Raw genomic sequence first — 18,297 nt, forward strand, 5'->3', positions numbered from 1 at the left:
CAGCCATCTGCTGGTGTGGGAGCAGCTATAGCTGCGATGGACGCACCTGTACAAGCTCGATCGCGGCCATGGCCGCTCCCACAGAAGATTCGGTGCAAAAAAAGAAGGCCGGGCTACGAAGCCCGGCCTTCCTTGTTTGCGACAGACGGACCCGCCTCAGCCAGCCGACTTCGCCTTCGACTTCGCCAGCTTCAGCCACGTGTCCACCACCGTGTCCGGATTCAGCGACACCGACTCGATGCCTTCCTGCATCAACCACTCGGCCAGGTCCGGATGGTCGCTGGGGCCCTGGCCGCAGATGCCGATGTACTTGCCCTTGGCCTTCGCCGTCTGGATCGCCATCGACAGCAGCTTCTTCACCGCCGGGTCGCGCTCGTCGAACAGGTGCGCGACCACCGCGGAGTCGCGGTCCAGTCCGAGCGTCAGCTGGGTCAGGTCGTTGGAGCCGATCGAGAAGCCGTCGAACATGTCCAGGAACTCGTCGGCCATCAGCGCGTTGGAAGGCACTTCGCACATCATGATCACCTTGAGCCCGTTGACGCCGCGGCGCAGGCCGTTGGCGGCGAGCACCTCGAGCACGCGGCGGCCTTCGTCGAGCGTGCGCACGAACGGGATCATCACCCAGAGGTTGTCCAGGCCCATGGTCTCGCGGACCTTGAGCACGGCGCGGCACTCGAGCGCGAAGGCCTCCGCGAAGGCCTTGTCGACGTAACGGCTGGCGCCGCGGAAGCCGATCATCGGGTTCTCTTCCTCGGGCTCATAGCGCTGGCCGCCGATGAGGTTGGCGTACTCGTTGGACTTGAAGTCCGACATGCGCACGATCACCGGGTTCGGCGCCACCGAGGCGGTGAGGGTGGCGATGCCTTCGGCCAGGCGGTCGACATAGAACGACACCGGATCGGCGTAGCCGGCGGCGCGGGCGTCGATCTTCTTCTTCGTTTCGGCGTCCTGCCGGTCGTATTCCAGAAGCGCATTGGGATGCACGCCGATATGCGCGGCGATGATCATCTCCAGGCGCGCCAGGCCGATGCCGGCGTTGGGCAGCTGGCCGAAGTCGAATGCCCGCTCGGGGTTGGCGACGTTCATCATGATCTTCAGCGGCGCCTCGGGCATCGAGGTGAGATCCGTGGTGATGCGCTCGAAGGGCAGGGTGCCGGCGTAGATGAAGCCGGTGTCGCCCTCGGCGCAGCTCACCGTGACCTCCTTGCCGTCCTCGATCATGTCGAGCGCATTGCCGGTGCCGACAACCGCCGGCACGCCCAGCTCGCGCGCGATGATCGCGGCGTGGCAGGTGCGGCCACCGCGGTTGGTGACGATGGCGGCGGCACGCTTCATCACCGGCTCCCAGTCGGGATCGGTCATGTCGGCGACCAGCACGTCGCCGGGCTGCACGCGGGCCATGTCGTCGAGCGAGCGCACCACGCGCGCCACGCCGGAACCGATCTTCTGGCCGATGGCACGGCCCTCGCAGACCACGTCACCGCGCGCACCGAGAATGAAGCGTTCGATCTGCGTGGCCTTGGCGCGCGACTTCACCGTTTCCGGGCGCGCCTGGACGATGAAGAGCTTGCCGGTGTTGCCGTCCTTCGCCCACTCGATGTCCATCGGGCGGCCGTAGTGTTCTTCGATCGTCAGCGCCTGGCGCGCGAGCTCGTGCACGTCCTCGTCGTTGATCGAGAAGCGGTTGCTCAGTTCGTCGGGCGTGTCCTCGTTGCGGACGCGCTCGCCGGGCTGGTCGGAATAGACCATGCGGATCTGCTTGGAGCCCAGCGAGCGGCGCAGGATGGCCGGGCGATCCTTGCGCAGCGTGGGCTTGTAGACGTAGAACTCGTCCGGGTTCACTGCGCCCTGCACGACGTTCTCGCCCAGGCCGTAGCTGGAGGTGATGAACACCACGTCGCGGAAGCCGGACTCGGTGTCGAGCGTGAACAGCACGCCCGAAGCGCCGACGTCGGAGCGCACCATCAGCTGCACGCCCGCGGACAGGAACACGTCCTCGTGCTTGAAGCCGTGGTGCACGCGGTAGGCGATGGCGCGGTCGTTGTAGAGGCTGGCGAAGACTTCCTTCACCTTCACCACGACGTCGTCGGCGCCCGTGACGTTGAGATAGGTCTCCTGCTGGCCGGCGAAGCTCGCATCCGGCAGGTCTTCGGCGGTGGCCGAGGAGCGCACCGCGACAGCCACATCCTGGCCGCCATTGTCCGCGCACAGCTTGGCGTAGGCGGTGCGGATGTCGGCCTCGAGCGCGGGCTGCAGCGGCGCGTCGATCACCCAGCCGCGGATCTCGCCGCCGGCGCGGGTGAGCGCGGCCACGTCCTCGACGTCGAGCGTGGCCAGCCTGTCGAAGATCCGCTGCTCCAGGGTGTTGTGGGCGACGAAGTCCTTGAACGCGTCGGCGGTGGTGGCAAAGCCGCCGGGCACGGAGACGCCGAGCCGGGCCAGGTTGCCGATCATCTCGCCAAGCGAGGAATTCTTGCCGCCGACCTGGGCCAGGTCGGTGAGGCGAAGGTCGTCAAGCCACAGGATGTTGGCGCTCAAGGCGGACTCCAGGGGAATTTCGGTGTAACGGTGGGGAAGGCTGCACGGGCCTGCGGCGCCGGGCGTCGAGTTTGGCTATTTTAGCAAGCCAACCCGCCGCGGCGCCCGCGGCCCCCAAGGAAAACACGCATGTCGAGCCCGCGTCCGGTCTTCTACGTCTCCGATGGCACCGGAATCACCGCCGAAACCGTCGGCCACAGCCTCCTGACCCAGTTCCGGAGCTCGGCCTTCGCCACCGAGCGGATCCCGTTCGTCGACAGCGTCGAGCGCGCGCACGAGATCGCCGGCCGGATCCGCGATGCAGGCGCGGCCAGCGGCACGCGCCCGATCGTGGTCAACTCCTGCGTCAACGCCGACTTCACCGCCGCCATACAGGGCAGCGGCGCGCTGGTGCTGGACGTGTTCGAGCCCTTCATGAGCCTGCTGGAGGCGGAGCTGGGGGAGACCCGGCAGCCGCGCGTGGGCCAGGCCCACGGCATGGTCGACTTCGACGCGTACCACAAGCGCATCAACGCCATGAACTACGCGCTCACCCACGACGATGGCATGTCGATCAACTACGACAACGCCGACGTGATCCTGGTGGCGGTCTCGAGGGCAGGGAAGACGCCGACCTGCGTGTACCTGGCGCTGCACCACGGGATCGCCGCCGCCAACTACCCGCTGACCGAGGAAGACCTCGAGCACGACCGCCTGCCGCCGCGGCTGCGCGCCCACCGCGCCAAGCTGTTCGGGCTGACCATCGATCCGGTGCGGCTGCAGCAGATCCGCCAGGAGCGCCGGCCGAACTCGCGCTATGCCGAGCTCGAGACCTGTAAGCGGGAAGTGGCGGCGGCCGAGGCGCTGTTCCGCGCCGAGCGCATCCCGGTGCTCAGCACCACGCACACGTCGATCGAGGAAATCTCCAGCAAGGTGATGAGCACCTTGGGCATCCGCCGCGGCATGTTCTAGCGGCCGGGAGACTTCACAGACTGGGCCGCGTGCAGCAGGGCGTCAAGCTGCCCCGTCACGCGCGCGGCGTGTAGCATCGAGGCATGTCGCAACTCGTCGCACGCCGCCTGAAATTCCCCACCCTCAGCCGTTTCGGCTGGTTGATGGCGCTGTACGCCGAGAACCACACACGCCTGGTGCGGCTGCTCGAACCCGGCGACCTGGCCGAGGGCGCCTACGTCTCCAGCATCGGCGACGGGCTCGACCTGCGCCTGGACGTGATCGAACGCCATGCCTACACCAGCCAGCTGCGCCTGGCCTACGTCGGCCTGCCCGACCCGGTGACCGGCGAGCCCGATCCCTCCGCCTACCTGCGCCTGTACCGCGACGCGCGCCAGGTGGAGGCCACCCATTGCTACGTCGGCCGCCGCTGGCAGGACGCGATCGGCATGTTTCCGCCGCCGGCCGAAGTACTCGGCCACCGGCTGCGGATGAACACCTTCCTGGGCAAGTGGCTGCAGTACCTGGCCGAGCGGGGCCACGGCGTGGCCACCCTGCGGCCGCTGCCGCTGTGTCCTCCAGGACCGCCGGTGCTATCGTCGGCGGGCAGTTCCCCCGACAGCACAAAGGTGAACCCATGACGACGAAGCTCGACAAACCACTGAAGCGCGAAGTGCAGATCGGCGACAAGGCCTACACCCTCACCATCGACCCGTCCGGGCTGAAGCTGGTGGAGAAGGGCCATCGAAAGGGCATCGAGGTCGACTGGGCCGAGATCGCCGCGCGCGACAGCAGCGGCTGAACGACCGGAAAGCACGCTGGACGCGCAAAGAAAAAGCCCGCCATCAAGGCGGGCTTTTTCATGTATGGCGTCCCCACGGGGATTCGAACCCCGGTGTCCACCGTGAAAGGGTGGTGTCCTAGGCCTCTAGACGATGGGGACTTGAAACTGTCCGCACTCACGACCGGCCTGGGTCGATGAGTGGTGGAGCCAGGCGGGATCGAACCGCCGACCTCCTGCATGCCATGCAGGCGCTCTCCCAGCTGAGCTATGGCCCCACGTTGGTGAGCTCGAAATTGTAGGGGGCGGCGTAGGTGCCGTCAACACATCGCCGCGAAAGATTTTCGATGGCGGTCGTGGCGGCGATACTGCGCGGCTTCCAACATCCACATGGAGCACCGAATGTCAGATCCCGTAGCCCTGCGCACCGCACTGGTCACCGGCGGCACCAGCGGCATTGGCGAAGCCATCGCCCTGGCCCTGCACGACGCCGGCCACCGCGTGGTCGTGACCTGTTTCGCCGGCGTCGAAGAGCCGTCGACCTGGCGTGATGCGCAGGCCGCCGCCGGCCGCACGTTCCAGGTCGAACCGGTGGACGTGGCCGACTACGACAGCTGCCAGGCCCTGGGCGCGCGGCTGCAGGACGCGGGCATCGCCGTCGACATCCTGGTCAACGATGCGGGCATCACCCGCGACGCCACTTTCCGCAAGATGGACAAGGCGAAGTGGGACGCGGTGCTGCACACGGACCTTGATTCGATGTTCAACGTCAGCAAGCCCTTCGTCGACGGCATGGCCGATCGCGGCTGGGGGCGGATCGTCAACATCTCGTCGGTCAACGGCACCAAGGGCCAGTTCGGGCAGACCAACTACTCGGCGGCCAAGGCCGGCGTGCAGGGCTTCACCAAGGCGCTCGCGCAGGAGCTCGCGCGCAAGGGCGTGACGGTCAACAGCGTGTCGCCGGGCTACGTGGGCACCGCGCTGGTGAAGGCGATGAAGCCGGAGATCGTGGAATCCATCGTTGCCCAGGTGCCGATGGGGCGCCTGGGCAAGCCTGAGGAGATCGCCGCCGTGGTGGCGTTCCTGTGCAGCGAAGGCGCGGCCTACGTCACCGGCGCCAACATCGCCGTCAACGGCGGCCAGCACATGGGCTGACCGCCGGGGCGCTCACTCGCCGTGGCGCGCGTACACCGTAGTGCTGCCGTCGTGCCCCACCAGCTCGACCGCGTAGGGATGCACGGTGCCATCGGGCAGTTCCATCCCGGGCGAGCCCGCGGGCATGCCGGGCACCGTCAGGCCGCGGGCATCCGGGCGCTCGGCGAGCAGGCGCTTCACGTCTTCGGCCGGAACGTGGCCCTCGACGAAATAGCCATCGATCTCGGCGGTGTGGCAGGAGCCAATGGCATAGGGCACGCCGGCACGCTGCTTGATCGGGCCCATGTCCTCGTGGTCGTGCACCTGCACGGCGAAGCCGGCCTCGCGCATGTGGTCGATCCAGAGCACGCAGCAGCCGCAGCTGGCGTTTTTGTGCACGACCAGCAGCGATGCTTCGTCCTGCGCCGCGGGCACCGGGCTGTGGGCCGGGGCCTGGGTCGCGATGGCGGTAGAGGTCGCGGCTGGCGCGCCGTTGCTGGCCGAGCAGGCCGTGACCACGGCGAAGCAGCTGAGCAGAAGCAGGGCAGGCTTATTATTAAGAAACTGCATCATATATTTCCTGTAATAGATTGATTCAAAACCATATCCGTGCGCCAATAACGACGTGCGTGTCGCGTCCCGATTGACCGGACGCCCGTTGCAGCGCGGCGGTGTCACCGAAAGCACGTTCGTGAACCACGCCGACATAGGGCGCGAAGCGCCGGCTGATTTCGTAGCGCAGGCGCAGGCCGGCTTCCACCGTGGACAGGCCGGAACCGACACCGCGCGCCAAGTCATCCTTGCCGTGCAGTGTGGCTTCGAGCACAGGCTGCAGGATGAGCCGGTTGGTCAACAGCAGCTCGCGTTCGACTTCGATACCCAGCATCGTCCGACCGGACGCGCCGACGTAGCCGGTCACCGCGACCTCGACCATCCACGGTGCCAGGCCCTGGACGCCGATGGCGCCCCAGTCCTGCGAACGCCCGGGTGCAAAGTCGTGGCGCAGTCCGGCAACCACGTCCCACCAGGGCGAGACGGCGCGTCCGTACAGCAGCTCCACGTTGGCTGCTTCGGTGCGGCTGGCGCTGCGTTCGCCCTCGGAGCGCAGCCACAGGCGGTGGATGTCGCTGCCGATCCAGCCCTCCGCCTCCCAGGCCTGGCCACTGCCGGGGTCCGTGTCCCAGGCTTCCAGCCGGTTGAAGAGCAGGTAGGTGTTGAGTTCGCGCGCATGCTGCATGTGCGTCTGCAGTTCGGGGAAGGCTGCGGCGCGGTCGGCGTCGGTCAGCGGTGGTGCGTGCGCCCCTGTTTCATGGCGCATGCCGGGCGCGTGCGTTGCGTGCGCCCCGTGCCCTTCGTGCGCGTCGCGGGCGGGAAGTGGTTCGTGCGCGGCATGCGCGTCAGCGGGGTTCGCATCGGGGGCTCCGTGGCTCGTGTGCGCTGCACGGGTCGTGTCTGCCGTATGGGCGCGGTGTCCCGCGTGGTCCTGGGCGACGGCCTGGCCTGTCACGACTGCCGCTATCGCAAGCGCCAGCAGTCCTCGTGTCGTGCCGCTCATGCCGGCTCCTCCACGCGGACTTCCCGCATCATTCCCGCCTCCATGTGGTAGAGCAGGTGGCAGTGGAACGCCCAGCGCCCCAGCGCGTCCGCACGCACGCGGAAGCTGCGCCTGGTGCCCGGCGGCATGTCCACGGTGTGCTTGCGGAGCTGGAAGGCGCCACCCCCGTCCTCGACGTCGCTCCACATCCCGTGCAGGTGGATGGGGTGCGACATCATCGTGTCGTTGACCAGCACGATGCGCAGGCGCTCGCCGTAGGTCATGCGCAAGGGCGCGGCGTCCATGAACTTCTGGCCGTCGAATGACCAGGCGAACTTCTCCATGTGACCGGTGAGATGGAGCTCCACGTCGCGCCCGGGTTCGCGGCCGTCGGGGTCGTCGAACAGGCTGCGCATCGCACCGTAGGTGAGCACCGTGCGTCCGTTGCCGCGCAGGCCGACGCCCGGATCGTCGAGCTTCGGCGCCAACGACATCGCCTGCATGTCGACCAGCGGGTTGCCGGCTTCGGTCGGTGGGTGGCGTTGCATGCCATCGGCCATGGGCGCCATCGGATCCATGCCGTGCGCCGCATGCCCGGCCTGGCCGCCGACACTGCCGTGCCCGGTGCCGTGCTGCATGTTCGAGTGATCCATGCCTGCGTGCCCCATGCCGCCGTGATCCATGTTTCCGTGATCCATACCGCCATGCTCCATGCCGCCATGCCCCATGTCGTCCATGGTCAGCAGCGGGCGCGGGTCCAGCGCGGGCACCGGTGGGGCCAGGCCGTGTCGCGCGGCCAGCGTGCCGCGTGCGTATCCGGTGCGCCCCATGTCCTGGGCGAAGATCGCGAAGGCGTCCGCGCCGGCCGGTTCGACCAGCACGTCGAAGGTCTCCGCCACCGCGATCCGGAACTCGTCCACCGTCACCGGATGGATGTACTGGCCGTCGGCGGCCACCACGGTCATCTTCAGGCCGGGGATGCGCACGTCGAAGTAGGTCATCGCCGAGCCGTTGATGAAGCGCAGTAGCACCTTCTCGCCGGGACGGAACAGGCCGGTCCAGTTCCCGGCCGGCGCCGTGCCGTTCATCAGGTAGGTGTAGGTGTGGCCGTTGATGTCGGAGATGTCGGTGGGCGTCATCCGCATCCGGTTCCACATCGCACGGTCGCGCAGCGTGGCTCCGAAGCCGTCGGCGCGCGCATCGCGGACGAAGTCGCCGACGGTGCGCTGGTAGTAGTTGTCGTACGCGGAATCCTTCTTCATCCGGCGGAACAGCGCGGCCGGATCCATGTCGGTCCAGTCAGACAGCAGCACCACGTGCTCGCGGTCGTGGTGGTACGGCGGCGGCTCGGCGGGGTCGATGATCAGCGCGCCGTACAGGCCGGCCTGCTCCTGGAACATGGAATGGCTGTGGTACCAGTACGTGCCCGACTGCCGGACCTGGAAGCGATACAGCCAGGACTCGCCCGGCGCGATACCGTCGAAGCTCAGCCCGGGCACGCCGTCCATGTTCGCGGGCAACAACAGCCCGTGCCAGTGGATCGAGGACTGCGCATCGCGCAGGCGGTTGGTCACGCGCAGGGTGACGTTGTCGCCTTCGCGGAAGCGCAGGATCGGACCCGGCAGGCTGCCGTTGACCGTGGTGGCCAGGCGCGGACGGCCCGTGAAATCGACGGCGGAGCGGCCGATGGCGAGATCGAAATGACTGCCGGTGAGGACCGGGACCGGCAGCGCAGGCGCCGCGTGGCTGGCGCGGGCACCAAGGCCGAACGCGGTGACAGCGCCGCCTGCCGCAAGGCCCTGCACGAAGCGGCGTCGGGGAAGGCTCGCGCCGGGGCGCGGAGGAGGGTGATGCATGGAATCTCCGGATCACGCAGCGATGCCGGCAGGTCGTGCCGCGGCATCGAGGTTCGGTGGGATCGCCGCCCTGCAATGCGGGCGACAGCCGGGAACAAGCGCGCGAACGCGCTGCGGTCAGGCGATGGGAGGCCGGATCGCGCTCGGCAGCATCGGTGCCGGATGGCCGGAGTCGAGGCGATGCAGGACCGCATCCACCGCCGGCTGGATGACGCCCACCAGCAGGAGCGGTGCCATCGCGACCGACGCATGCATGCAGGCCTGCCGGCACTGAGGGCTGTCGCCGCAATCGGACCCGGTGACGGAATGGCAGTCCGACGCAGGCAGTTCAATCTCTGCGGCGGCAACGCCGCGATCCTGATCGGCGCAATCGGCGTGCTGTCCCGGCTCGACGGGGGCACGATCTACCGCAGCGTGCTGCAGCGACGCCGGCGTCGGCAGCGCGGCGAGCACGCCCGCCATCGCGCCCCCGATCCCGTTCAGGACCAGGGCGAGGGCCAGCAGGATCTGCAGGGGCAGGGCGTGGGTGCGCACGGTCGCCAGTTTAGCGGTTCCCGTCATCCGGTGGCTGCGCGCCACGCGCCATCGGCAGTTGCCAGCCCCAACGCAGCGCCGCCATCCGCAGGCCGAAGCAGACCAGGCCGCCAAGGATGGCGGTCAGCAGCACCGGTGCTTCCAGCATCGTGCCGACCACCACGATTCCGGCCCCTGCAAGCGCCGCCACCGCGTACAGCTCGGCGCGCAGCACCGCCGGCACCTCCGCCAGCAGGATGTCCCGCGCCATGCCGCCACCGATGCCGGTGAGCATGCCCATCAGCGCGGCCATCACCGGACTGAGCCCGAACACCAGCGCCTTCTGCGTGCCGGCGACGGCGAAGAACGCGAGCCCGACGGCATCCAGCATCCGCACGGGATTGCGCAGCCGTTCGACCGCACTCGACCAGTAGAAGGCGATCACGCCCGCCGCCAAGGCGACTGCGAGGTAGCGCCAGTCCTGGAACACCGCTGGCGGCGTGGCGCCGATCAGCACGTCGCGGCTGATGCCGCCGAAGGTGGAGGCCGCGAAGGCGACCACGAGTACACCGAACAGATCCAGGCGCTGGCGCGCCGCGGCCGTCGCGCCGCTGACCGCGAACGCGAACGTGCCGCAGAGGTCCAGGACCAGGACTAGGCTGCGGTGGAACTCGAGCGTACCCTGCAGTTCAAGCGCGATCATGCAGTGGAGTATGCACGGGGCTGGTCGCGCCCGGCATCGCGATCAGTCGCGAACCGGCAGCTTCAGGAACCGCGCCGCGTTGTCGTGGAAGATCGCCCGCTTCTGCTCTGGCGTCAGGAAGCTCGCGCTGTCAACGCCGTCAACAGCAAGGCCGATCGCCTCCGGCCACACCATCTGGTCGGACCCGAACATCAGGCGATCGCCCAGGCCTGCGGTCATCAATGCCTGCAGATAGTCGTGGAACTCCTGCCGCGGAATGATCCAGTTGATCACCGACACATCTGCATGCAACTGCGGATAGACGTACATCAGCGCCTTGGTTTCCTGCAGGTAGGGCCAGCCGGCGTGCATCAGCCACACACGTAATTTGGGATGGCGCTTCAGCATCGGCTCCAGCAGCTTCGGGTTGCCGAGCTCCACGCTGAAGTCCGGGCAGCAGCCGTACGGCGTTGCGGGCGGTCCGAGCCCGGTGTGGATGCCGACGGGAATGTCGAACTCCTCGGCCAGCGCAAGGTAAGGCTCGAACCACGGATCGCTCGGGTTGAGCCCGTGATACTGCGCGCCTATCTCGCCCAGCACCTTCAGATCGCCGCTGGCGAATGCAGCCCGCACGACCTCGGACGAGGGCAGGGGAGTGCGACCGTCATCGAGGAAGGCCCCGGCCCAGATCGCATCGCCGCCTACCTGGCGGAGGGCGGCCATGTGGGGATCGGGTCCACTGGCGAGACCGAGCACGATGTTGTGCTCGCGCATGGCTTCGAGCGTGAGGCGCTGCCGATCGGCATCGGTGTTCGCGGTTGTCGGTTTGCCGGTCGCGGGGTTCGGCGCACCGGGAGCGGCTGGGCCGGCGTGCAGGTGCACGTCGATGATCGGCCCCTGATAGGACTGGGCCAGCACGGGTGGTGGCAGCAACAGCGCGAGCAGAAAGAGTGAGAAGCGCATGGCATTGTTCCCCGCGGTTTCCCGGATAGACGCGGGCGAATCGCACAAGCGGCCAGTTGGCTGGCACGCCCCTGATCCAAGGCTCGCCGCAGCCTGGGCCCAGTGGCCTGACGACGGTCGGCATGTCCCTTGCACGCACCCTTCGGCGTATTCACTCCCAGGCCCATCAACCCGGCAACATGACCCATGAATGCCGAATAGCTCCACTTTTTGCGACTGCTGAAAATGGGGGGGGATTACCGCCGAAGGGGCTGAGGATCGGCAGGATGCATGAAAAAGGCCGATGTGCTGTAGCCAGCCCAATCAATGGCAGTGCAGTTGCGATAGTTCCGCATTCGTCAGAGGAGGCACTTCGGACATAAAAAGCTCCGAAGCAGCAAGGCTCGTACACTGGATTCAGTGGTAACCGACGGTCATCACATAGTCTCGAAGCAGCGATTCCTCGTACTCGACTTCCTGCATGAGCGCTTGCAGCGCATCGCGGGCATTGAGCACTCCCATTGGCCGGGAATCCTCGTCTGTCACCGGAACGTTCTTCAAGCCACGCGTTTTCATCTTCGACCACACTTCGTCCATCCGATCTCCTGGCTGACAAGCAAGAACATCGCGCACCATTACAGATGAAACCGCAGTGGTGCAGCCGCATCCTTGGCATCGGCTGATCTGGTCGACGACGTTGGTCTTGGTCACGACGCCCGCCAGCACACCATTCACGTCGCAAATCACCACAAGGTCGGTCCCGGTATTGCGCAAGAGTTTGGCGGCCTCAATGAGTTGCGCGTCGTCGGCAAGCATGACGAGCCGCTCGCGCGCTACAGGCAGCGATGCTTCAATGAATATCATGGTGCTCCTCCGGGTTCACGCTCGCGTTCATTTGAAGACTATTTGCAGGGTGGCCATGGCACCGGCAACGGCCAATGCGAGACAGGTCAGACGCATCGCTACCAGCACTGCGAACCTGGCACGTGAGTGCATGTAGTCCTCAATGACCACCTGCAGACCGAGTGCAGTGTGATGGAACAACGCCAGCAGCAACAGGATCATTGCAACGGCATTCAATGGTGCCCTCAACCACGCCAGGAAGGTGGCGTGGTCACTGTGGGTATGCGCGATGAGCGACGCGACGAACCAGAGCGTGAGCGGGATGAGCGCCACGGCTGAAACGCGCTGGGCCCACCAGTGCTCGACGCCCGCCTTCGCCGATCCTAGCCCGACCGCACGGGCCACGGGGGATCGCATGTCGTGACTGCCCATGTCCTAGCTCCCTCTCAAGAGCATGGCGAGCACCCAGGCCAACAGCGTCAACACCACACTCGCCACCACCACGGCCCAGCCGGACAGATAGATGAAACGCAGCTCGAATCCCTGCACGGCATCGAAAAGCAGATGGCGGATGCTTCCGCAAAGATGCAAGAAGAACGCCAGGGTGGCTGCCACCAACAGGGCTTGGCCGACCCAGGAGTCGATAACGCTTTGTACGAGGCTATAGGGGCCCGGTCCTGATGCGGCAGCGAGCAACCAGAGCACCAACACGATGGCACACACGCTCAGCATGACGCCGGTGATGCGATTGACGATCGACAGGACCGAAGTCAGCTGCGGGCGATAGATCTGGATATTGGGAGATCGGGGCATCGGTCGTTTCCGCACAGGATTTGACGGTTTTTCCATGAGGTCCGCCGTCAGCCCCTGCGCTCGATCATCTGCCGCTTGATCTCCGCGATGGCCTTGCCCGGGTTCAGGCCCTTCGGACACGTCCGGGTGCAGTTGAGGATGGTGTGGCAACGGTAAAGACGGAAGGGGTCATCGAGTGCGTCGAGCCGTTCATCCGCTGCGTCGTCACGACTGTCGGCAAGCCAACGCCAAGCTTGGAGCAGTACCGCAGGGCCCAGGAAACGGTCGCCATTCCACCAATGACTGGGGCAGCCCGACGTGCAGCAGAAACACAGAATGCACTCGTAAAAGCCATCGAGTTTGCGACGTTCCTCCACCGATTGAAGTCGTTCGCGCTCGGGTTCTGGCGTTCGGGACTTGAGCCATGGCTCGATCGCGGTGTATTGCGCGAACACATGCGTGAGATCCGGAACAAGATCTTTGACGACCGGCATGTTCGCCAGTGGATAGATGGTTGCTGGCGAAGCCAGGTCGGTGATGAATCGCATGCAGGCGAGCCAGTTCGTGCCATCCATGGTCATGGCGCAGGAGCCGCAGATGCCCTCGCGGCATGAGCGCCGGAACGTAAGGGTTGGATCGACCTTGTTCTTGATCCAGAAAAGTGCGTCCAACGTCATTGGGCCGCAGTCGTCGAGATCGACTTCAAACGTATCCAGGCGCGGATTGGCGGTGGAATCTGGATCGTAGCGGTAGATCTGGAACCGTTTGGTTCGCGTCGCGCCGACAGGCACCGGCCACGTCTTGCCGTTCTCGATACGCGATTCGGGGGCTACCCCCATATTGCGGGGTACTGGAAAACGCTTGAGCAGGGTTGCGCGCGGAACCTGATCCGATCCCTCGATGATCATCAGTCGATCCGGGTCACGGGTGGGGGGCACCAGCTGGGTGGCGCGCGGCAAGTCATTGATCGGTTCGCGGGACATGATTTTTGGTTCGTGCCCGGAGTCACCGAGAAAGGTCATGCAAAAGTAGTCCCGCAAGCGGGAGATATCCGTGAAGGTCCTTCAAATGTGCACGATCTGCGTCGCGTTTATTGAAGGTGCTGACCATGTTGAACTCCCAGCGGTCGCAACTTGCGTGCCCGCGGCCAAGCGGGAGAACTCCGAGCAGCACGCCATCTGCCAAGGTTCCCGACCATGCCGCATACCGCGTCGGTCTGTGACGAGCGCTCTGTGACCGCTGACCCTCGGGTGGCGCCTGGCGGGCGGAAAGTACGGGTTCTGACCGAATTGTTCATCGAGTGCTTTGAACAGTCGTCGCTGGTGCCTGAAGCCGCCCCTGTCTGAACGGTGCGATGCACCAGGCCGACTGCGTCGGTGCCGGAGTTGACCTTGGCCGAACTCTGGTGCATGAGGCTGCGGCGCTGGGCGGGCGCCCCGGCGATGACCCGGCATTAACCCGGGGCCCAGTAGCATGGCGGGCGCACCGCACCCAGGACAGGAGTCCGCTTGACTTCCGTTTCCGACGCATTCGTGCTTTTCGGCGCCACCGGTGACCTTGCCTACAAGAAGATCTTTCCGGCATTGCAGGCGCTGGTCGCGCGCGGCCGCTTCGACATGCCGGTGATCGGCGTGGCCCGCGCCGGCTGGACGGTCGACCAGCTGCGCGAACGTGCTCGCGAGAGCCTGGTGCACAACGGCGGTGTGGATGAAGCCGCCTTCGCCCGGCTTGCCGCACAGCTGCGCTACATCGACGGCGACTACACCGACGCCGGCACCTTCGAGCGCCTGCGCAGGGAACTCGGGGCCGCGCAGCGGCCGCTGCACTACCTGGCCATCCCGCCGAGCCTGTTCGGGACCGTGGTCCGCGCGCTGGGCGCCAGCGGTTGCGCACGGGGCGCGCGGGTGGTGGTCGAGAAGCCCTTCGGCCGCGACCTGGCCTCGTCCCGGGTGCTCAACGCCACCCTGCACGAGGTGTTCCCGGAATCCTCGCTCTTCCGCATCGACCACTACCTGGGCAAGGAAGCAGTACAGAACCTGCTGTACTTCCGCTTCGCCAACGCCTTTCTCGAACCGCTGTGGAACCGGGAGTACGTCGACAACGTGCAGATCACCATGGCCGAGGCCTTTGGCGTGCAGGGCCGCGGCGGCTTCTACGACGGCGTAGGCGCGATCCGCGACGTGGTCCAGAACCACCTCCTGCAAGTGGTCGCGCTGCTGGCGATGGACGCGCCGATCGGCGGCGATCCCGAGTCGATCCGGGCGGAGAAGCTGCGCCTGTTCCGCGCCATGCGCCCGCTGGAGCCCGGCGAGCTGGTGCGCGGCCAGTTCCGCGGCTATCGCGACGAGCCGGGGGCGGCGAAGGATTCGGACGTGGAGACCTTTGCCGCGCTGCGCCTGTACATCGACACCTGGCGCTGGGCGGGGGTGCCGTTCTATATCCGCGCAGGCAAGTGCCTGCCGATCACCTCGACCCAGGTGATGGTGGACCTCAAGTGCCCGCCGCTGTCGATCTTCGACGAGAGCCAGCCGGCGCATTCAAACTATTTCCGCCTGCGCCTGAGCCCGGAAGTGGTGATCTCGACCGGTGTGCGGGTCAAACGCGCCGGGGACCTGATGCGCGGCGAGGCCGTCGAGCTGACCGCGCGCCACCAGCACGTCGACGAGAAATCGCCCTACGAGCGCCTGCTGGGCGATGCGGTGCGCGGCGACGCGGGCCTGTTCACCAGCGACGAAGCGGTGGAGGCGGCATGGCGAGTCGTGGATCCGGTGCTGCAGGAGCACGCGCCGGTCGAGTCTTACGAGCCGGGCAGCTGGGGGCCGGCGTCGGCGACCGGAATCGTAGTCAACGACGAAGGCTGGCACGACCCGCAGCCCGAGACGAGCGAGCCGTGCTAGACCGCGAGCCCGCCACCCCTGAACCCGCTACCGCTGAATCCGTATCGACACGACAGGAGTCGTCATGAACCACCTGCAATCCCTGCGCGAGCTCGGCCAGAGCCTGTGGCTGGACAACATCACCCGCGAGATCCTCGATGACGGCACGCTGCAGCGCTACATCGACGAGTACGCGATCACCGGCCTGACTTCGAATCCAACGATCTTCGACCAGGCGATCGGCGACAGCGACGCCTACGATGCCGGCATCGGCAAGAAATCCGCCGCCGGCAAGCGCGACGCCGAGCTGTTCGTCGAGCTGGCGCTGGAGGACCTGCGCCGGGCGGCGGACCTGTTCCGCCCCGTGTTCGATGCCACCGGCGGCGTCGACGGCTGGGTGTCGATGGAGCTCTCGCCGCTGCTGGCCGCAGACACCACCGGCAGCATCGAGGCCGCCAGGCGCATCCACGCGCAGGCCGGGCGCGACAACCTGTATGTAAAGATCCCGGGCACGCCGGAAGGCGTGTCGGCAATCGAGGAATCGATCTTCGCCGGCGTGCCGATCAACGTGACCCTGCTGTTCTCCATGCAGCAGTACGTCGCGGCGGCAGACGCGTACATGCGCGGCATCGAGCGGCGCATCGAGGCCAGCCTGGACCCGGTGGTGGGCTCGGTCGCTTCGCTGTTCATCAGTCGCTGGGACAGGGCCAGCGCGGAGCAACTGCCGGACGAACTGCACAACCGCCTGGGCATTGCGGTGGGGCAGCAGACCTATCGCGCCTATCGCGATCTGCTGGCTTCGGATCGCTGGGAAAAGCTCGCCGCGGCGGGCGCGCGGCCCCAGCGCCTGCTGTGGGCAAGCACCGGCACCAAGGACCCGAAGTCGTCCGACACGCTCTACGTCGAAGCGCTGGCCGCACCCGACACGATCAACACGGTGCCCGAGAAGACGCTGCATGCCTTCGCCGACCACGGCAAGGTGCGCGGCGCGCTGGCCGACGATGGCGGCGACTTCGCCACCACGCTTGCGAAGATCGCCGCGGCCGGAGTCGACATCGATGCGCTGGCCGCGCAGCTGCAGCGCGACGGCGCCGACGCCTTCGTCAAGTCCTGGAACCAGCTGCTGCAGCGCATCGCCGACAAGGCGCGGTCGCTGGCCGGCGGTCGCTGAGCAAGGTGGCCATGGACACGAATGTCAGCCCGATGGCCGGCAGGCCGGCGCAGCCCGCGCAGCTCGTCGACATCGACAAGCTGCTTGCCGCCTATTTCGACGTGAAGCCGGATCCGTCGGTCGCCGCGCAGCGCGTGGCGTTTGGCACCTCCGGCCACCGCGGCAGTTCGCTGGACGGCAGTTTCAACGAGCACCATGTGCTCGCCATCACCCAGGCGATCTGCGACTACCGCAAGGCGCAGGGCGTCGACGGGCCGCTGTTCCTCGGCATCGACACCCACGCGCTGTCCGCACCCGCGCGCGACAGCGCGCTGGAGGTACTGGCCGCGAACGGCGTGGAGTTGCGGATCGCGCAGGGCTACGAGTACACGCCCACGCCCGCCGTGTCGCATGCGATCCTCGTCCACAACCGCGGTCGTGACTCGCGCCTGGCCGACGGCATCGTCGTCACGCCCTCGCACAACCCGCCTGGCGACGGCGGCTTCAAGTACAACCCGGCCAACGGCGGGCCGGCCGACACCGCGATCACCCGTCAGGTGCAGGACCGCGCCAACGCGCTGCTAGAAGCGAGCCTCAAGGGCGTGGCGCGCGTGCCGCTGGCGCAGGCGCACGCCGCGAATACCACGCGCGAACACGATTTCCTCAATCACTACGTCGCCGACCTCGCCAAGGTGCTCGACTTCGACCTGATCCGCGGCTCGGGCATCCGCATGGGCGTCGATCCGCTGGGCGGTGCCGGCGTGCACTACTGGGCGCGCATCGCCGAGCGCTATCGGCTGGATCTCGATGTCGTCAGCGAGCAGGTCGACCCGACGTTCGCCTTCATGACCCTCGACTGGGACGGGCGGATCCGCATGGACCCGTCATCGTCGTACGCGATGCAGCGGCTGATCGGGATGAAGGACCGCTATGACGTCGCCTTCGCCTGCGATACCGACCATGATCGCCACGGCGTGGTGACGAAGGCGGGCCTGCTGCCGTCGAACCACTACATGGCCGCGATGGTCGACGACCTGTTCCACCACCGCCCGCAGTGGGACGCGAACGCCGCCGTGGGCAAGACCGTGGTCAGCAGCAGCATGATCGACCGCGTCGCCAAGCGACTCGGGCGCAGGCTGTACGAAACGCCGGTGGGCTTCAAATGGTTCGCCGACGGCCTGTTCGACGGTTCGCTGGGTCTGGGCGGCGAGGAAAGCGCGGGCGCCAGTTTCCTGCGCCGCGACGGCACGGTCTGGACCACCGACAAGGACGGCATCGCACCGGCGCTGTTCGCCGCCGAACTCACCGCGCGCCACGGGCACGACCCGGCCGAACACTACCGGGGGCTGTGCGAGGCCCTCGGCGAGGTCTTCTCTGACCGCGTTGAGGCGCCGGCCAGCGCACAGCAGAAGGAGCTGCTGGGCAAGCTCTCGCCCGCGCAGCTGAAGGCCGACAAGCTCGCGGGCGCCGACATCCGCCAGGTACTGGACAAGGCGCCTGGCAACGGCGCGCCGATCGGCGGCATCAAGGTCGTCGCCGACAATGGCTGGTTCGCCGCACGGCCGTCGGGCACCGAGGACATCTACAAGATCTACGGCGAGAGCTTCGAGAGCCCCGATCACCTGCAAGCGATCCTCGCCGAGGCGCAGGGCATCGTCGATGCGGCGCTCGCCGAAAGCTGAAGACACCCGCATCCCCCTGTGGGAGCGGCCATGGCCGCGATGCA

Annotated in this window: 18 protein-coding genes and 2 tRNA genes; 7 read left to right on the plus strand and 13 right to left on the minus strand. The window is 66.9% G+C overall.

Translation table 11 applies throughout. The annotated features are described in order from the left end of the window. Positions 1-156: 156 nt before the first annotated feature. Entirely contained in the window at positions 157-2,538 is a 2,382-nt protein-coding gene (ppsA, locus tag ACW5E8_RS05580) for a phosphoenolpyruvate synthase (RefSeq protein ID WP_456964480.1), read from the minus strand. A 129-nt stretch (positions 2,539-2,667) separates the two neighbouring features. Here ppsA and ppsR point away from each other — a divergent pair, with 129 nt between their 5' ends. The 3 genes from ppsR (at position 2,668) to ACW5E8_RS05595 (ending at position 4,270) form a co-directional block, all read left to right on the plus strand. Next, the gene (gene ppsR, locus ACW5E8_RS05585; protein ID WP_456964481.1) at positions 2,668-3,489 is read left to right on the plus strand and encodes a posphoenolpyruvate synthetase regulatory kinase/phosphorylase PpsR; all 822 of its coding nucleotides are present in this window, start codon (positions 2,668-2,670) and stop codon (positions 3,487-3,489) included. 83 nt (positions 3,490-3,572) lie between these two features. Continuing rightward, positions 3,573-4,109 carry a DUF1249 domain-containing protein gene (locus tag ACW5E8_RS05590; RefSeq protein WP_456964482.1) on the plus strand — a complete coding sequence of 179 codons (537 nt, stop codon included), beginning with the start codon at positions 3,573-3,575 and terminating at the stop codon, positions 4,107-4,109. Next, positions 4,106-4,270 (plus strand): hypothetical protein, encoded by a 165-nt coding sequence (locus ACW5E8_RS05595; RefSeq protein ID WP_456964483.1) that lies wholly within the window; start codon positions 4,106-4,108, stop codon positions 4,268-4,270. The genes ACW5E8_RS05590 and ACW5E8_RS05595 overlap by 4 nt, the downstream gene beginning before the upstream one ends. Positions 4,271-4,335: 65 nt before the next feature. Here ACW5E8_RS05595 and ACW5E8_RS05600 read toward each other — a convergent pair. Beyond that, positions 4,336-4,411, minus strand: a tRNA-Glu gene (locus ACW5E8_RS05600). A gap of 40 nt (positions 4,412-4,451) precedes the next feature. After that, positions 4,452-4,527, minus strand: a tRNA-Ala gene (locus ACW5E8_RS05605). Positions 4,528-4,651: 124 nt separating this feature from the next. Between ACW5E8_RS05605 and phbB the strand changes: the two genes are divergently transcribed. Then, positions 4,652-5,404, plus strand: a complete 753-nt coding sequence (phbB, locus tag ACW5E8_RS05610) for an acetoacetyl-CoA reductase (protein WP_456964484.1) — start codon at positions 4,652-4,654, stop codon at positions 5,402-5,404. Positions 5,405-5,416: 12 nt separating this feature from the next. On the opposite strand, the gene ACW5E8_RS05615 is transcribed toward phbB, so the two are convergent. The 10 genes from ACW5E8_RS05615 to ACW5E8_RS05660 form a co-directional block, all read right to left on the minus strand. Then, on the minus strand, positions 5,417-5,956 hold the full coding sequence (locus tag ACW5E8_RS05615; protein ID WP_456964485.1) for a DUF411 domain-containing protein: 540 nt from the start codon (positions 5,954-5,956) through the stop codon (positions 5,417-5,419). Between the two features lie 22 nt (positions 5,957-5,978). Continuing rightward, positions 5,979-6,701 carry a copper resistance protein B gene (locus tag ACW5E8_RS05620; protein WP_456964486.1) on the minus strand — a complete coding sequence of 241 codons (723 nt, stop codon included), beginning with the start codon at positions 6,699-6,701 and terminating at the stop codon, positions 5,979-5,981. Positions 6,702-6,934: 233 nt separating this feature from the next. Beyond that, positions 6,935-8,773, minus strand: coding sequence for a copper resistance system multicopper oxidase (locus ACW5E8_RS05625; RefSeq protein ID WP_456964487.1), 1,839 nt, complete (start codon positions 8,771-8,773; stop codon positions 6,935-6,937). A gap of 117 nt (positions 8,774-8,890) precedes the next feature. After that, on the minus strand, positions 8,891-9,334 hold the full coding sequence (locus ACW5E8_RS05630; protein WP_456964488.1) for a CopL family metal-binding regulatory protein: 444 nt from the start codon (positions 9,332-9,334) through the stop codon (positions 8,891-8,893). Further along, a complete protein-coding gene (locus ACW5E8_RS05635) occupies positions 9,318-9,989 on the minus strand; it encodes a trimeric intracellular cation channel family protein (RefSeq protein WP_456964489.1) in 672 nt (223 codons plus the stop codon). The genes ACW5E8_RS05630 and ACW5E8_RS05635 overlap by 17 nt, the downstream gene beginning before the upstream one ends. A 42-nt stretch (positions 9,990-10,031) precedes the next feature. Continuing rightward, the gene (locus tag ACW5E8_RS05640; RefSeq protein ID WP_456964490.1) at positions 10,032-10,931 is read right to left on the minus strand and encodes an amidohydrolase family protein; all 900 of its coding nucleotides are present in this window, start codon (positions 10,929-10,931) and stop codon (positions 10,032-10,034) included. 396 nt (positions 10,932-11,327) lie between these two features. After that, the gene (locus ACW5E8_RS05645) at positions 11,328-11,774 is read right to left on the minus strand and encodes a CBS domain-containing protein (protein ID WP_456964491.1); all 447 of its coding nucleotides are present in this window, start codon (positions 11,772-11,774) and stop codon (positions 11,328-11,330) included. A gap of 27 nt (positions 11,775-11,801) precedes the next feature. Continuing rightward, complete coding sequence (gene sdhD, locus ACW5E8_RS05650; RefSeq protein ID WP_456964492.1) at positions 11,802-12,185, minus strand: succinate dehydrogenase, hydrophobic membrane anchor protein; 384 nt, start codon at positions 12,183-12,185, stop codon at positions 11,802-11,804. Between the two features lie 3 nt (positions 12,186-12,188). Beyond that, positions 12,189-12,566: a succinate dehydrogenase, cytochrome b556 subunit gene (sdhC, locus tag ACW5E8_RS05655; RefSeq protein ID WP_456964493.1), complete on the minus strand. Its 378-nt coding sequence runs from the start codon at positions 12,564-12,566 to the stop codon at positions 12,189-12,191. Between the two features lie 47 nt (positions 12,567-12,613). Continuing rightward, complete coding sequence (locus tag ACW5E8_RS05660; RefSeq protein WP_456965250.1) at positions 12,614-13,453, minus strand: succinate dehydrogenase iron-sulfur subunit; 840 nt, start codon at positions 13,451-13,453, stop codon at positions 12,614-12,616. A 600-nt stretch (positions 13,454-14,053) separates the two neighbouring features. Between ACW5E8_RS05660 and zwf the strand changes: the two genes are divergently transcribed. From zwf to pgm, 3 genes are all read left to right on the plus strand, one after another. After that, positions 14,054-15,442, plus strand: coding sequence for a glucose-6-phosphate dehydrogenase (gene zwf / locus ACW5E8_RS05665; protein ID WP_456964494.1), 1,389 nt, complete (start codon positions 14,054-14,056; stop codon positions 15,440-15,442). A 64-nt stretch (positions 15,443-15,506) separates the two neighbouring features. After that, positions 15,507-16,592, plus strand: a complete 1,086-nt coding sequence (gene tal / locus ACW5E8_RS05670) for a transaldolase (RefSeq protein ID WP_456964495.1) — start codon at positions 15,507-15,509, stop codon at positions 16,590-16,592. An 11-nt stretch (positions 16,593-16,603) separates the two neighbouring features. Continuing rightward, positions 16,604-18,253: a phosphoglucomutase (alpha-D-glucose-1,6-bisphosphate-dependent) gene (pgm, locus tag ACW5E8_RS05675; protein WP_456964496.1), complete on the plus strand. Its 1,650-nt coding sequence runs from the start codon at positions 16,604-16,606 to the stop codon at positions 18,251-18,253. The last annotated feature ends 44 nt before the right edge of the window (positions 18,254-18,297 follow it).

The sequence above is a fragment of the Luteimonas sp. A649 genome (genome assembly GCF_054072735.1).